Here is a 15,030-nt window from a genome sequence, read left to right as displayed (position 1 = left end):
TAAATTAAAAAATAATTCAGATAATCAACTACTTAGAACTTAATTGATTATCCATCTACCCTTTATTAGTGCTTACTTAATTTAACAGTTTTAAAATCTAGCTTATAAAAGTAAAATACCAACTATTGGTAATCTGAAGATTTTATGAAATAAAAAAGCTTTAATGGATCCCCTTACTCATTTTGTAGTTGACAATTTCCAGTCCATTTATATGCTTTTTATTTTCCTGGACATAATGAAACCCTTTTTTCTCAAAAAAAGGAATGGATGTCTTACTCGCATCAGTGGTAATTTCCTTAGCTCCTTGTCTGGAAGCCTCATTTTCCAAGGCTTTCAATAAGCGTTCAGCTAGACCTATTCTTTGATAGTCATGATGGACATACATAAAATCCAAATAATTTCCATTCTCCAATCCCCCAAAGGCGATAATCTTGTTTTCATCCTCAGCAACTAAAAAATATTCATTCGACAGAGCTCCTCGCCACCTCTCTTCATTTACTACAGAGGAAATCCATGCTGCAAGTTGCATTTCGCTATAGTCTCCTTTGCAGGAATCTTGTATGGTTTGCACATATAATTCTTGGATTTTAGGCATATCCTCTAATGTGGCAGGTCTGATAATAATCTCGTATGCTTCCATATTTCGGCAGTTTATTGATATGAAATTAGTAAATTAACGTCATTTGATAACTCAGAATTCTAAACAAAAAAAGGTGCTATTATCACATTTTTATGCTTTTAATTACATATTAAATGTTTATAAAATAAAATTAGCTAGAAAGGTATATTCAGCTACATCCTGGTTATTGAACCAATTTTGTATTTAATTTAATAAGTATTTTTCTTAAATTTTCAATGTTCGTAAAATTTATTTTTATATAAATCACTTATTATCAGTATTTTCCATCATTGTTTTTTGTAATTTAATTCCAACGAAATTTTGGCAGAAATGCCATATTTAATAAGTAGGAGGGGAATACTATCCTTTGAAATCAACAAAATACAATTGACTGTTATCTTCAGACATTCAATAATATAATTAGCTGCTACTTGAATGAAGCTTAAAAAAGACAAGGAATTGGTTCGCTCAAGTTGTTTACGTATATTTACGTATAAACAAAATTGATATGGAAGCTTTTTATTCGGATTGTCAAGTATGCTCAAACAATAATTGCATCATAAAAAAAAATTGCCAGCTAGAAGAAGTAAAAGACTACTTGGACATGAAAAATAGCCTCTTCTGTAAAAAAGGACAGAATTTCATTATTGAAGGTGCTCCAGTCCATGGTTTGTATTTTGTAAACCACGGTAAGGTGAAGGTCACCAAAACAGGCCTAAATGGAAAAGACCAGATAGTCAGGTTTGCCAGTAATGGAGAAATTATTGGCCACCGGGGATTTGGTGCTGGCCAATTCTATCATATTGGCGCTACAGCCCTTGAGGACACACATTTATGTAATTTTTCAATGGAAATCATGAACAAAATGCTCCATCAAATTCCATCCTTAACCTATAATTTGATGACTTTTTATGCCGAAGAGCTTAACCGAAGTGAAACAAAAGTGAAGAAATTTGCTCAGATGACCGTTCGAGAAAAGGTCATTGACGCATTACTATATATCAACAGGAAATTTGGACAAGAAGGTAACTACTTCAGTTTATTACTATCAAGAAAAGATATAGCTGATTTTGCTGGCACCACCGATGAACAGGTTATTAGGACCCTTTCCAGTCTGAAAAAAGAAGGCCACATACATTCTTCGGGAAAAAAACTAGGTATAAAAAACGTAGATTTACTTAGCAAAGAGATTTCCGATCACAACTTCTTTCTTGATAGCTAAACCACTCAAAAGGCCTTCATGGTAGGGTTTAAATAAAAAACCTGCAATTTAACAGGTTTTTTAATGGTCAAAAAAAGGAATAATACCTGCGTTATTCCATATAAAACCTAAGGACAAGCCCTTAAGTTTGTAAGAACTAAGTAATAATACTTATTTAAACAGAAGACCATTAAACAATTCACCATGAAAAGAATAATTTACTTATCAGCATTTCTAATCTGCTTGACAGCCTATGATGCTTTAGCCCAGTTCACCATTTCAGCTGAAGTCAGGCCAAGAACAGAATTTAGAAATGGTTTTAAGACATTGACAGATGAATCAAAAGATCCTGCATTCTTCACTGAACAAAGATCCAGACTATACCTTGACTACCTATCCACTGATTTCAAATTTAAATTAGCTTTTCAGGACATCCGTATCTGGGGTGAATCACCTCAAATATTCAAGGAAGAATTGGGAAAAACCTTCATCAGTGAAGCATGGGGCCAATACTACTTTAGTACTAACTTTAGCCTAAAAGCAGGAAGACAAATTATATCCTATGACAACGAAAGGTTCATAGGTGGGCTTGAATGGGCACAGCAGGGCAGAAGACATGACGCCCTACTCTTTTTGTATGAAAATGAGGAAAAAAATGCGAAACTACATTTGGGATTTGCCTATAACCAAGATTCAGACGTCCCAGAACCAAGCTTTATACAAGGAGTGGGTGCCGGATTCTATAACGTAGGAGGAAACTACAAAACCTTACAGTATGGCTGGTTCCATAAGGATTATGAATCCACCTCATTTTCCCTATTAGCCTTAAACGCCGGATACCAAAATGCAGACACTACCCTATCCAATAAACAAACCTTTGGTTTTATTCCATCAACTAAAATAGGAACGATAAAATTGGCAGGGGACTTTTATTACCAAACAGGAAAACTGGCCAAGAAGAGTGTAAATGCATTTTTGGCCGGTGTAAATGCCACTTTCCAAACCTCTGTGACTCCCATAACCCTAGGAGTGGAATACATCTCAGGAGACGATGATCCAAGCAATGGTACTGATAAGGCCTTTAATCCAGACTTTGGTACCAACCATGCCTTCAATGGTTATATGGATTATTTCTTTGTAGGACCTGCCAATGGTTCTGTAGGTGTAAACGATATCTACCTTAAAACAAAATGGCCAGCGGGCAAAGGTACTTTAGCAGCCAATGCCCATCATTTCTTGACGGGCTCAACTCAGTATAATATATCAGGAGAAGAATTAAGCAAAAGTATGGGTACCGAGATTGACCTCGTATACACATTGAAACTCAAAGGCGGAGTAACTTGGAATTTGGGTTATTCCCAAATGTTTGCCAGCGACACCATGGAATCTCTTCGCGGTGGAGATAAAAGCCATATCCAAAACTGGGCATGGACCATGATCACCTTCAAGCCTACCTTATTTACCACAGCTAAATAATTTCCGAACAAACCTTTAATCGACATGAACTATTTAAAAAATAGCAAGTTACTAACTTGCCTGGGAATCCTATTGTCTCTTTCCACCCTATGGACTGCCTGCAGTAGTGGAAATTCAAAAAGCACAGAAGAAAAAGAAACACCCGAATCCGCAAAATCCACTAGCTCTAAGCTGGCCATTGAAAAACCGCAGCTGACTTTTGGCTTCATCAAGCTTACCGATATGGCCCCCTTGGCCATTGCAAAAGAATTAGGTTTCTTTGAAGATGAAGGACTTTATGTAACCATTGAAGCACAATCCAACTGGAAAAATGTATTGGATAGGGTCATAGATGGACAACTAGATGGTTCCCATATGCTTGCTGGGCAGCCTATCGCTGCAGGGGCAGGCTTTGGTAGGCAGGCAGAATTGGTTACTCCCTTTTCCATGGATCTTAATGGAAATGGCATCACTGTCTCCAATGAAGTTTGGAACAAAATGAAACCAAATGTTCCTACTAATGATAATGGATTACCTGTCCATCCTATCAAAGCGGATGCATTGGCACCTGTCATCACTGAATACAAAAACAGCGGAAAACCTTTTAAAATGGGTATGGTATTCCCTGTTTCTACCCACAATTACGAAATCAGATATTGGCTGGGTGCAGCAGGCATCAACCCAGGATTTTACACCGCTGAAAATATTCAGGGGCAGGTGGATGCAGATGTTTTGCTTTCCGTAACTCCTCCACCTCAAATGCCTGCCACCCTTGAAGCTGGCACTATCTACGGATACTGTGTAGGAGAACCTTGGAACCAGCAAGCTGTATTTAAAGGGATAGGAGTTCCGGTTACCACCAATTATGATGTCTGGAAAAACAATCCCGAAAAAGTCTTTGTGATGACAAAGAAGTTTGTCGAAGAAAATCCAAATACGGCCATCGCGGTAACCAAGGCCCTTATCAGAGCGGGCAAATGGCTGGATACTCCAGGCAACAGGCCAAAAGCGGTTGGTATTCTTTCGCAGCCTGAATATGTAGGCGCTGACTCCGTAGTCATTGCCAATTCCATGACCGGAACTTTCGAATTTGAAAAAGGGGACAAAAGATCCATGCCCGATTTTAATGTTTTCTTCAGATACCATGCTACTTATCCTTTTTATTCTGATGGCATTTGGTTCCTGACCCAAATGAGAAGGTGGGGACAAATCCCTGAAAGTAAACCTGCAAAATGGTACCATGAGACCATCAAGGATATTTACCGCCCGGATATTTGGGAAAAAGCTGCCAATATTTTAATGGAAGAAGGTAAACTCTCAGCAGAAGAAGTTCCCAGCACTGATGGTTATAAAGCGCCAACTGCTGATTTTATCGACGGTATAGAATACGATGGAAAAGACCCAATCACTTATATCAACAGCTTTAGAATCGGAAATAAGAATTAATAAGCTCTTTGATTATCACCAATCACAAAGAGCTGAGGACTAACAAAATAGTCTACAGCTCTTTGTCTTAGTCCCCTTGGAAACTGAAATCTTCCAGCGGACAGGAAAGCTATTTCCAAAATTTAATCAGAAAAACTAAAATTGATCAAGCTATGAAAGACAAGACCATTAAAACCATTCGATTTTTGGGTTTAGGCTTTTTAGAGCCCCTGCTTAAAATGATCAGTGGGGAAGAGCCCGGAAAGAACCTGAAAATCTTTATCAAGAAAAGTCTCTTTCCATTAGCCTCAATATTTCTTTTCATCCTAATATGGCATTTGGGCGCAACAGCTTTATTTAATAAAGAAGCCAACGCCAGAATAGAAAAAGCCAGAACAGAACAAGGAGAAAAAGCAGCCATAGCTATGGCCGACTGTATAGCTTCAGGGGATGTGAGCTGCCAACCCAACACACTACCCTCTCCAAAGCAAGTTTACCATGCATATATTGCCCTCTGGAAAGACCATTTACAAATCGCTGAAAAGAAAGATGAATTCAAAGAAAAAGTGGCTACAACCAATGTCCAGAGGAAAGAGCAAGGTTTGTCCCCTATTACCTATACTGGAAGACCTTCCTTTTTGGACCAAATAGGTACTAGTCTTAAAACCGTAGCTGCGGGATTCCTTTTGGCACTATTTGTAGCTGTTCCTATTGGCATCATCATTGGCTTAAGTGATGTGCTACGGAATTCGTTTAACTGGCTGATTCAAATCCTAAAGCCTGTTTCACCTGTAGTTTGGCTCTTATTGGTATTCATGATTGTAAAAACAGTCATTACCGATCCCAATATGGACAAGTCCTTTATCATCTCATTTATAAGCGTGGGGCTATGTGCTATGTGGGCTACATTAGTAAACACCAGCATGGGTGTGTCCACCGTGGATAAAGACTATATAAATGTCTCCAAGGTATTGAAATTAAGTATTGGCAAACAGATCTTCAAAATCATTTTGCCTGCCTCATTTCCATTGATTTTTACCGGCTTGAGGATTACCGTATCCGTCGCTTGGATGGTTTTAATTGCTATTGAACTATTAGCACAAAGCCCCGGGTTAGGTTCTTTTGTTTGGGAAGAATTCCAAAACGGGGCCAGTGATTCAAATGCCAAAATCATTGTTGCCATGTTTGTTATAGGCATCATTGGTTTCCTTTTGGACAGAATTATGCTCACCGTACAGAATTTCATGACATTCAGTAAAGCCTAAGACCATGCCTATTCTTGAATTAAAAAATGTATCTAAAACCTACGGAACAGGCTCTTCAAAAGTCGAGGTGCTGAGCAATATCAATCTATCTGTTGAAGAAGGTGAATTTGTGGCCATTGTAGGATTTTCGGGAAGTGGGAAGACCAGTCTGATCAATCTGATCAATGGGCTGCAATTTCCCGATTGCGGAGAAATCTTACTTCAGGCTAAGGCCATTACTGGGCCAGGACCAGACCGTGGCGTAATATTCCAAAACTATTCCCTTTTGCCTTGGCTTAGTGTATATAAGAATATAAAGTTGGCAGTGGATGAGGTTTTCCCAAAACTACCCAACAAAGAAAAGGAAGCCCATATAAAAAAGTACATAGAAATGGTTAATCTCAGCCATGCAGCCCATAAACTTCCTAAAGAACTATCAGGAGGCATGCGTCAAAGGGTATCTGTAGCCAGGGCACTGGCCATGAATCCGCAAATTCTATTAATGGACGAACCACTTAGCGCACTGGATGCGCTTACAAGAGGAACACTGCAAGAAGAAATCATCAAAATATGGAGCCAAGACAAAAAGACTGCGGTTTTGATCACCAATGACGTAGACGAAGGCATCATCATGGCAGATCGAATAATTCCACTTACACCAGGACCAAAAGCCACTTTGGGCCCAGAATTCAAGATAAATTTCGAAAGACCCCGAGATATAACTGCCATCAATAAAGACCCCCACTACAAAAGGTTAAGAAATGATATTCTGGAATACTTGATAGAAGTAGGAGCTACCAGAAGACAAGTCAGTGATCAGAAATATATTCTTCCCGAATTACAGCCTATTATGCCTGGTAGAATAGAAATAGGGAGAAAAAGCAGAAGCAGTAAAGTAAAATATTTCCAATCCTAAAAAACTGCCAATATGGAAGCATTATTGAATAAAGAAAATCTGTATATCCCCCACTTGGAAGGACAACCGGATATGCTCAGCTGTCAGGAAATCAGAAAAGTCTACCCCACTCCCAAAGGAGATTATGTGGTATTGGATGATCTTTATCTGTCTATTAGAAAAGGAGAATTTGTATCCATAATTGGCCATTCAGGTTGTGGTAAGTCCACCCTTTTGACCATGATAGCTGGATTGAATGATATTAGCGGGGGCAAAATATATGTCGACCAAGATGAAATCAGGGGTGCTGGCCCTGACCGTGCAGTGGTATTCCAGTCTCCCAGTTTATTACCCTGGCTTACAGCCCTACAAAATGTAATGATTGGGGTAAAACAAGTTTTCCCACATGCCAGCAAAGCGGAAAAATTAGACATCTGCAAATACTATTTGGACAAGGTAGGCCTTGGAAATGACTTCAACAAAAAAGCCACCTCACTTTCACAAGGAATGCAGCAAAGGGTGGGCATCGCAAGGGCATTTGCCTTGAAACCCAAAATCCTTCTTTTGGATGAACCATTTGGCATGCTAGATTCCCTTACCCGAGGCGAACTACAGGATGTATTATTAGAAATCTGGCAAAAAGAGAAAATCACTGCCGTGGCCATCACCCATGATGTGGATGAGTCCATATTTCTGGCAGACAGGGTAATAATGATGACCAGTGGACCTTATGCCAAAATTGGCGATGAACTGGTGATACCATTTGAAAGGCCAAGAATAAGAAAAGAAGTCCTCGAACATCCAGAGTATTATGATTTTAGGGGGTATCTGATGGATTTTCTAAACCATTAATAGCTGCAATATCAATTGGTCTACTGCGCCATATGGGAAGGAAAATGATCAGGGTTTTTCTTCCTCTATTTTTTTAATTAGTATCTTGCCAAGCAATAAATTGTTTGCCTCATACTTGATGAAAGCATGGAAAATTGGTTAAAATCACTGAGCTTGGAAGGAGATAAAGTAAAGCTTATTCCTTTAGAAAAAACACATAAAAATGGGCTAGTGGAAGCTGCATCTGATGGGAAACTTTGGGAACTTTGGTTCACCACTGTTCCTTCAGAGTACACCATAGACCAGTACATCTCTCAAGCAATAGCACAAAAAGAGGCCAAAACCGCTTTGCCTTTTGTCATCATTGAGCAATCAAGTAACAAAATCATTGGGTCAACAAGATTTTGTAATGCCGAAGCTGCCCATAGAAGGTTGGAAATTGGTTACACATGGTATGCAAAAAGCCATCAAAGAACTGGGATAAACGCCGAATGCAAATACCTTTTGTTACAATACGCATTCGAAACACTGAACTGCATTGCTGTTCAATTCAAAACTGACTGGTTCAATGTCAATTCAAGAAATGCCATTGCACGCTTGGGAGCAAAACAAGATGGGATTTTAAGAAATGACCGACTCAATGCTGACGGAACATACCGCGACACAGTTGTGTTTTCCATTATTGCCCAAGAGTGGCATGGGGTGAAAAAGAGTCTTGAATACCGCCTTAAAAAATACAAGGGGGGAATTGTTTCATAACAAATTGATTTTCACTGTTCACTTTACAAACACTTACCAAAAGTATTCTTATCTAAAAAACTCTCCATTCTAATGAAAATATTTTATTTGGTCTTTTTTGTTTTAATGGGACTATCATCCTCTTTTTCAAAAGCACAAAGTTCTATGGAATTACCAGAAAATCTTCCCTTCAGCAATATCACCAAACACCCTGTTGATTATAGCCCAGGTAGTGTAGCGGCAAGAATGGTAGAAAGCCTGGGCTTCAGGTACCGTTATGCTTCTCAAGACCTGAAAGAAACAGATTATGATTTTAAGGCTGAGGAAACAGCTAGAACCATTGGGGAAACCATTGAACATATTTATGGCTTAAGCATGGTCATAAGAAATGCTGTTTTGCCAAGTCCCTACGAAAAAAAGGAAAATCTCAACATGGAAGCTACCCGTGCTGAAACCCTAATAATCCTAAAGGAAACCTATGATCAGCTTTTAGGTATGACTGAATCTGATCTGAAAAAAATAAGTATCCAGGGCACCTACCCTTTTTGGATCGTGATCAATGGCCCGCTGGCAGATGCCCTTTGGCACAGCGGACAGATTGCAACTCTCAGAAGAGCAAATGGTAACCCAATTCCCAAAGGCGTAAATGTATTTTTGGGCGAATATAAAGCAGTCAAATGATTTTATTTCATGGGGAGAGCTGTCTTACTCTCCCCTAGACTTTGTTTGATTTTTTATTTATACTGTTTCTCAAACAGTACCATATTACTTCTCTAACAATAAAGCCCAAAGGCTTTCATTAACTTACAGAAATATCATATTTGTCCAGTAAACCCTGAATATTGGAAAAGGAGAACTTGGCTTTTTTGATATTATTTCGTTCAGGATCAATGGAGAAGTTATTGGCCAATCTAAAATCCACTTTAGACAAATTGGCCCTATCGAATACAGCATCCCTCAAGTCACAATTAACAAAGGAAGAAGCCGTTAAGTCGGTCTCAACAAATTCAACAGCCTCCAGCCTACACTCTTTAAATTTGGTCTTCTGCAATTTCAAACCATAAAAAGAGGAAAAATCAAGTTGACACCTATCAAACTCAAAAGTCAGCAGAAACTGATTACACTTATCAAACCTCAAACCCAAAAGTTTACAATCAATAAACTTGGCATCCTGAAAAGCGGTATGCTGAAGCTGGGCATTGCTAAAATCACAGGATACAAATTCACATTCAATGAAACTAAAATCCCTAAGGTCTAGCCCTGAGAAATCACACTGCTTAAAAGTACAGGACTCATATTCTCCAAATGCTAGGCTTGCTACGTTAAAGTCACTTCCAGAGAATACTTCGCTTTCAAAATATGGCTTATTCATGCCATAAAAATAAAGTTTCAGAACCATCTAAACTTAATGGAACGAAATAAATTTAAATCACTTTTTCACCAATCATTCCCACCATGAAACCTAAACACGCTCCGATGGTCCCCCACCTATGGTGTTTCATCGAACTTTCAGGCGCTATATCCTGAAACAGCAAATACAAAATACCTCCACTCGCAAAAACCATTAAATGAGCGGTAATATCAGGACTACCACTTAAAAAGAAATGGCCAATCATTGCTCCTACTATTCCTGCAAAACTTAAAAAAAACATCATTATCAAGGTTTTCTTTACCGTAAATCCACTGATCACCATATCCCTGAATGAATTAAATGCTTCGGGCAAATTTTGGAGACCAATGAACACTGCCAATAAAGTACCGGTGGCCGGATCACTGGCAAACAAAGCGCCCAAAGCGATCGATTCTGGAACAAAGTCCATCAGCATAGCCAGAAGCTGGGCCATTTTCCCACCACTTTGGGCAAGTCTTTTATCAATAATAAAAAATACAATCGCGCCTGATGAAAATGATATCAACATAGGCCATAAACTAAGTTCCTCGAGTCCCTTTGGTATTAACACCAAAGCCAGTGCAGAAAGTAGAATGCCCGCCCCAAACGCCATTGCGGTATGGGTAATCTCATACTTAATTTTTCTTTTTAGAATATGATGTTCAAAGTAATTGGCCAGCAAGGCGCCAATAAAAACTGTAATTCCAGAAAAACCGGCATAAAGAATAATTTGAGTAAGAAGATCCATAAACTTTCAAATTATAAATTTGTTCTTTAAAATAATGGGCATTGACTAATCCATCTTAAATCACTTTCTTCTCCATAATCACATAGTCTATTCCCCCTTTTTGAAAAGTTTTATTGGTTTTCACCAAACCGAACTTTTCATAAAATGCTGTTTTCTCTACCCTGGCATTACACCAAATTAGTGCTATTTCCTCTTGCTCCAATAACTCCAAAACATGGGCCAGTAAGTGTGAACCAAAGCCCATTCCCTGATGGCCCTTATCAGTGGCAAACTTCCTAAACTGTGCCTTTCCTTCCTCTACAAACACAGAAATAATAGAAATTAACTTGCCCTCCACTTCCAAACCAAAATGAAGCCCCTTCTTATCCTCATCCAATTTAACATAGTCAATTGACCTATCTGGCCACATAACCCTGTGCCGCAAATCCCAAGTTTGCTCAGGACTAATCCTTTTGATCTGATAATTCTGTTTCACTGAATCTAATCGTTTAATAAAAATCTACTACTTCCAGCCTTTCCATCCAGGTCCTCTGACTACTCTCCCTGGAAAGGCACCTGTATGCTTCCCATCTTTCAAAACCTGCTTTCCATTTACAAAAACATGCACCATTCCTTCAGCATATTGGTGAGGTTTGTTAAAAGTGGCTTTGTCCTTAATAGTAAGCGGATCAAAAATAATGACATCTGCAAAATACCCGGGCTTCAAACTCCCTCTTTTTTTAATCTTTAGATTAGAAGCTGGCAATGCGCTCAGCTTATGGATGGCCTCTTCCAAACTGATTACTTTTTCATCGCGCACATATTTCCCCAGCAATCTGGCAAAGTTACCATAAGCTCTAGGGTGGGTACTGGAAGTCAAAAATACCCCTTCAGTGGCCATGGACTGGGCATCTGAGCCAAAACTCATCCAAGGAAGTTTTATTTGATTTTTAACGTTTTCTTCAGACATCAAAAAGTAAACTGTGCCCACCCTGCTCCCATCCTCTATCACCAAATCCATAGCCGTTTCTTCTGGAGACTTTCCACGGATTTTGGCCACCTCAGCAAGTGTTTTTCCGGTAAAATGCTTGAGACTGTCATTCTTAAATCCCACCAGTATCATCTTGTCCGCAGAACCAGCTGCCTGCATTAGGCTTTCCCAGTCTTCTGCAGGTGTCCTCATTTCTTCTAAAACTTTAGCGCGAATATCCGGATCTTGCAAACGAGCAGACCAAGTATCATAACCACCTTCCTGGACCCATGGTGGCATAGCTGCATCCAGTCCCGTTGCCCCAGCAGTATAATTATACATATCAGTGGTAATATGTAATCCAGCTTTTCTTGCGGAATCAATTTTGTCCACTACCAATTGAAATTTATCCCAGTTTTCTGCGCCACTTTGTTTGAGATGGTAGACCTCTGCTCTAATTCCGGCCTCATCAGCAATTTGGATTAACTCATCCAGACTTTCCAATAACCTATTCCCCTCACTGCGCAAATGGGATATGTACATGCCATCATACTCTGCGGCAACCTTGCAAAGAGCAATTAACTCCGCTGTACTTGAATAAAAAGCTGGAGCATAAATCAAGGAAGAACCTATTCCCATAGCACCTTCTTCCATGGCTTTCCTGACCATTATTTTCATGCTATCCAATTCCTCTTCATTTGGAGCCCTATCCTCATAGCCCACCGTATTTACCCTTAAGGTGGTGGCCCCCACAAAGGAGGCTATATTGGTTGAAACACCTTTATTTTCTAAAAACTCTAGGTATTCGCCTAAGGTATTCCATGGTATGTCATATTTGATCTTGCCTTGATCATCCTTCATTTCCTTCTTGGAAGCAGGTGTTAAAGGTCCCCAAGAGCTACCCTCTCCAAAAACCTCCAAGGTTACTCCTTGTTTGATATCACTCATGGATCGACCATCCTCTATTAAGGACTCCACTGCCCAACTTAACATATTGATGAAACCGGGAGCGACAATTAATCCTTTGGCGTCAATTTCTGTTTGGGCCTTCTTTTCCTTAAGATCTCCAATAGCCGTAATCGTATCTGCATTAATAGCAATATCAGCAAGAAAGGCAGGTTTTCCACTTCCATCGATAATTTGCCCATTTCGGATAATGACATCATGGTCAAAAGAACCTGAACAAGCCATTAAGCACAAAAACAATATTAATAAGCTGAATCTAATTGGCATACCGGTGTACTTTATAGATTTGACATACAGTAATATAAGCAATTATTAATGTAGGAATAATTGCTAAGTCATTGAAAGGCTACCAAACTGAATAATCGGCTATACTGTCATTTTTATTCGACATTTCGCCAGATGATCATAAATGCTTGTTCTTCCCCTATTAAATAAAATACTTACCCAATAGCCTAAAGTAAGCAGCTGTGGAAAAATTAATAAAATCCAGAGCCATAAAGCAGGCTCTTCCCCTCTATTGGCAAAGAAAATCATCCAATGGACACCTGCATGTCCCATTTCCCAAGGCAATAATTTCAGCACATTTCGGAGCCAAACATTCCCACCAACAACCCTAATCTTTAAGGCTCTTTTTCCAAGCGTACCATGATATCTGCCATTTTCAGTTTGATAAAAATAGATGAAAACGGGTAAGGTTAAGGTCAAAAAACCAATTGATTGGGCAAATAACGGATGAATGCTGGCAGGGTTAACTTGAAGCACAAAATAAACTCCACTAAAAATAGCCAGTAATATCAGGGCATAAACCATTATGCAACCATAGTCTATCATTCCAGCCAAAAGTCTTCTGATAACCAATTTCTTCATGGCGGATTTATAAAAGTTAACTAAAAGACCTCAAGGTGTTATGACATTTCAATAATTTCCCTTTTGGTAAAATCCCTAAAGGCCAACTTATAGCCTACAAAGCCAGCTATAATATAAAAAATCAAATCCCAATAATTAGAGGTATCTGCTATTAATTGAATGATATAGTTATAATCAAAAAGGAAAAGGGCTTCCATATATTCTAGATCTTCGGCATTGGCTATATAGCCCATTGAGACCAAGAAATTTCCCAGTAAACAACAGGCCACGGCAATAGCTGCTCCAAAAAAACCAAAAATCTGATCTATCCCCTTGCCTAAATACCTAATTGAAAATCCTACTAATCCTCCTAAAGCAATACTCAAAATACCTACCTGATAATCCGCCATTAAGGTGATGGTTGCCCAAATAACAGCACCGATAATTCCGGTAAAAAACCCACCAAAAATTGCTAAAGGTAAATTTTGCTCCAGGCGCAATCGCTCAAAATTATCTGCATAAAGTATTTCTTTTAAATCCCTCCATTCCTGCTCCTGCTCATTACCCAACTGCAAATCCACTCTGGAGTCATACTTATAGTCAGGGCATTCATGAATAAAATCAGGCTTTTCAGAAGTTAATGAGCAGACCAATCCCTGCTTACCATCCTTTTTACGGAGGGTGCAAGACTTACAAAAAGCGAGTTGATGCTCTTGGGTCATGATGCTAAATTTTGAAAAATTTTAGGAATAAAAACCTAAACTATATTTAAAAATACATAAAACATTATATAAACGAAAAAAAACCGCTTATTTATGTTTATCGAACACTTGATTACAATCCAAACATCTGTGATAGCGTCTAACATATAAAGGCAAAACAAAAAAGATTGCAGAAAGCATTAAGGCCAAAATCCCCTTTCCATCTTTAATGGAACTTGTTTCAGAAACAATATGGCTGGACTCGCAGTGGGGACATTTTATTATATTATCCTTGTCATCATAAATGGGCGCCTGATTGAATTTATTTAGTATGCCGAGTGCTTTTTCCAGCATTTCTTCAGGAACCATTAACTTGATCCCTCCAATTGAAATGCTAAGTAAAGGATTGAGGGTAACCATATTTTCATCCATCAAGAATGTTTGAATCCCTTCACTTTCCAATTTGGTTTTTAAAAGATGTGCTTCAACCGAATTATCAAAAGTTTTTAAGGCTATTAGGCTCATGATTTGCAAACTGCTTAAAAATGGTACATCTAATTCTCGAAAGATTTCGATTATTCCTAACCTTGCTGATAATTTTGTGGACCGACAAAAGGGCTTGGACCATCCTCCACCTCTACTTCAATCCCTCCAATTTTATCTGATATGAGGTTGTAAATCGAACACCCAATAGCCACAGTTATGAATCCAATAAAGCCATATAAGAAGGGAAGGAAAAATATCAAAATCCCTCCTCCTCCTAGTGCTGAAAAGGGATAGTCTACAGAAGAGAAAATCACCGCTATAAACCCAAAAGGTATAATGAAAATTGCTGATACTATTGTATAAAGTAATGCCGCTACTTTGGCTGTTTGAAGGACTCCGAATTTTTTGATTCTTTTCATTAGGTAGATGGGTTTAATAAAATGATAAATAAAACAAGATTCTAAAAAACACTTACCTATTCAATATACAACTAAGCGCTTATTTTAAGAATTATTAGCAAGATTTTCTCTACAGAA

General features: G+C 38.6%; 17 protein-coding genes. 8 read left to right on the top strand and 9 right to left on the bottom strand.

Going from position 1 to position 15,030, the window contains the following annotated elements:
* Positions 1-160: 160 nt before the first annotated feature.
* Positions 161-640, bottom strand: coding sequence for a GNAT family N-acetyltransferase (locus KMW37_RS15380; protein ID WP_215225538.1), 480 nt, complete (start codon positions 638-640; stop codon positions 161-163).
* Positions 641-1,223: 583 nt separating this feature from the next.
* Here KMW37_RS15380 and KMW37_RS15375 point away from each other — a divergent pair.
* The 8 genes from KMW37_RS15375 to KMW37_RS15340 all read left to right on the top strand — a co-directional run bounded on the left by KMW37_RS15375 (position 1,224) and on the right by KMW37_RS15340 (position 9,089).
* Positions 1,224-1,841 carry a Crp/Fnr family transcriptional regulator gene (locus tag KMW37_RS15375; protein WP_246581518.1) on the top strand — a complete coding sequence of 206 codons (618 nt, stop codon included), beginning with the start codon at positions 1,224-1,226 and terminating at the stop codon, positions 1,839-1,841.
* Positions 1,842-2,024: 183 nt separating this feature from the next.
* On the top strand, positions 2,025-3,296 hold the full coding sequence (locus tag KMW37_RS15370) for an alginate export family protein (protein WP_215225536.1): 1,272 nt from the start codon (positions 2,025-2,027) through the stop codon (positions 3,294-3,296).
* Positions 3,297-3,320: 24 nt separating this feature from the next.
* Positions 3,321-4,721, top strand: a complete 1,401-nt coding sequence (locus KMW37_RS15365) for a CmpA/NrtA family ABC transporter substrate-binding protein (RefSeq protein ID WP_215225535.1) — start codon at positions 3,321-3,323, stop codon at positions 4,719-4,721.
* 152 nt (positions 4,722-4,873) lie between these two features.
* Positions 4,874-5,965 carry an ABC transporter permease gene (locus tag KMW37_RS15360; RefSeq protein WP_215225534.1) on the top strand — a complete coding sequence of 364 codons (1,092 nt, stop codon included), beginning with the start codon at positions 4,874-4,876 and terminating at the stop codon, positions 5,963-5,965.
* A gap of 4 nt (positions 5,966-5,969) precedes the next feature.
* On the top strand, positions 5,970-6,860 hold the full coding sequence (locus tag KMW37_RS15355) for an ABC transporter ATP-binding protein (RefSeq protein ID WP_215225533.1): 891 nt from the start codon (positions 5,970-5,972) through the stop codon (positions 6,858-6,860).
* A gap of 12 nt (positions 6,861-6,872) precedes the next feature.
* The gene (locus KMW37_RS15350; RefSeq protein WP_215225532.1) at positions 6,873-7,691 is read left to right on the top strand and encodes an ABC transporter ATP-binding protein; all 819 of its coding nucleotides are present in this window, start codon (positions 6,873-6,875) and stop codon (positions 7,689-7,691) included.
* Between the two features lie 126 nt (positions 7,692-7,817).
* Positions 7,818-8,429 carry a GNAT family N-acetyltransferase gene (locus KMW37_RS15345; RefSeq protein WP_215225531.1) on the top strand — a complete coding sequence of 204 codons (612 nt, stop codon included), beginning with the start codon at positions 7,818-7,820 and terminating at the stop codon, positions 8,427-8,429.
* A 72-nt stretch (positions 8,430-8,501) separates the two neighbouring features.
* On the top strand, positions 8,502-9,089 hold the full coding sequence (locus KMW37_RS15340) for a DinB family protein (protein ID WP_215225530.1): 588 nt from the start codon (positions 8,502-8,504) through the stop codon (positions 9,087-9,089).
* A 118-nt stretch (positions 9,090-9,207) separates the two neighbouring features.
* Here KMW37_RS15340 and KMW37_RS15335 read toward each other — a convergent pair whose 3' ends face one another.
* The 8 genes from KMW37_RS15335 to KMW37_RS15300 form a co-directional block, all read right to left on the bottom strand.
* The gene (locus tag KMW37_RS15335; protein WP_215225529.1) at positions 9,208-9,780 is read right to left on the bottom strand and encodes a pentapeptide repeat-containing protein; all 573 of its coding nucleotides are present in this window, start codon (positions 9,778-9,780) and stop codon (positions 9,208-9,210) included.
* Positions 9,781-9,832: 52 nt separating this feature from the next.
* The gene (locus KMW37_RS15330) at positions 9,833-10,546 is read right to left on the bottom strand and encodes a ZIP family metal transporter (RefSeq protein ID WP_215225528.1); all 714 of its coding nucleotides are present in this window, start codon (positions 10,544-10,546) and stop codon (positions 9,833-9,835) included.
* Positions 10,547-10,601: 55 nt separating this feature from the next.
* Complete coding sequence (locus KMW37_RS15325) at positions 10,602-11,021, bottom strand: GNAT family N-acetyltransferase (RefSeq protein ID WP_317195583.1); 420 nt, start codon at positions 11,019-11,021, stop codon at positions 10,602-10,604.
* A gap of 27 nt (positions 11,022-11,048) precedes the next feature.
* On the bottom strand, positions 11,049-12,728 hold the full coding sequence (locus KMW37_RS15320; protein ID WP_215225527.1) for an N-acyl-D-amino-acid deacylase family protein: 1,680 nt from the start codon (positions 12,726-12,728) through the stop codon (positions 11,049-11,051).
* 99 nt (positions 12,729-12,827) lie between these two features.
* Positions 12,828-13,328: an RDD family protein gene (locus tag KMW37_RS15315; RefSeq protein ID WP_215225526.1), complete on the bottom strand. Its 501-nt coding sequence runs from the start codon at positions 13,326-13,328 to the stop codon at positions 12,828-12,830.
* A 38-nt stretch (positions 13,329-13,366) separates the two neighbouring features.
* Entirely contained in the window at positions 13,367-14,029 is a 663-nt protein-coding gene (locus tag KMW37_RS15310) for a hypothetical protein (RefSeq protein ID WP_215225525.1), read from the bottom strand.
* A gap of 87 nt (positions 14,030-14,116) precedes the next feature.
* On the bottom strand, positions 14,117-14,533 hold the full coding sequence (locus tag KMW37_RS15305; protein ID WP_215225524.1) for a putative signal transducing protein: 417 nt from the start codon (positions 14,531-14,533) through the stop codon (positions 14,117-14,119).
* A gap of 56 nt (positions 14,534-14,589) precedes the next feature.
* On the bottom strand, positions 14,590-14,913 hold the full coding sequence (locus KMW37_RS15300) for a hypothetical protein (RefSeq protein WP_215225523.1): 324 nt from the start codon (positions 14,911-14,913) through the stop codon (positions 14,590-14,592).
* Between the last annotated feature and the right edge of the window lie 117 nt (positions 14,914-15,030).

This window comes from Echinicola shivajiensis (assembly GCF_018642165.1).
In the GTDB taxonomy this organism is placed as follows: domain Bacteria; phylum Bacteroidota; class Bacteroidia; order Cytophagales; family Cyclobacteriaceae; genus Echinicola; species Echinicola shivajiensis.
Note: the sequence above shows the minus strand (reverse complement) of the source record. Positions and strands in the feature narration are given on the sequence as shown.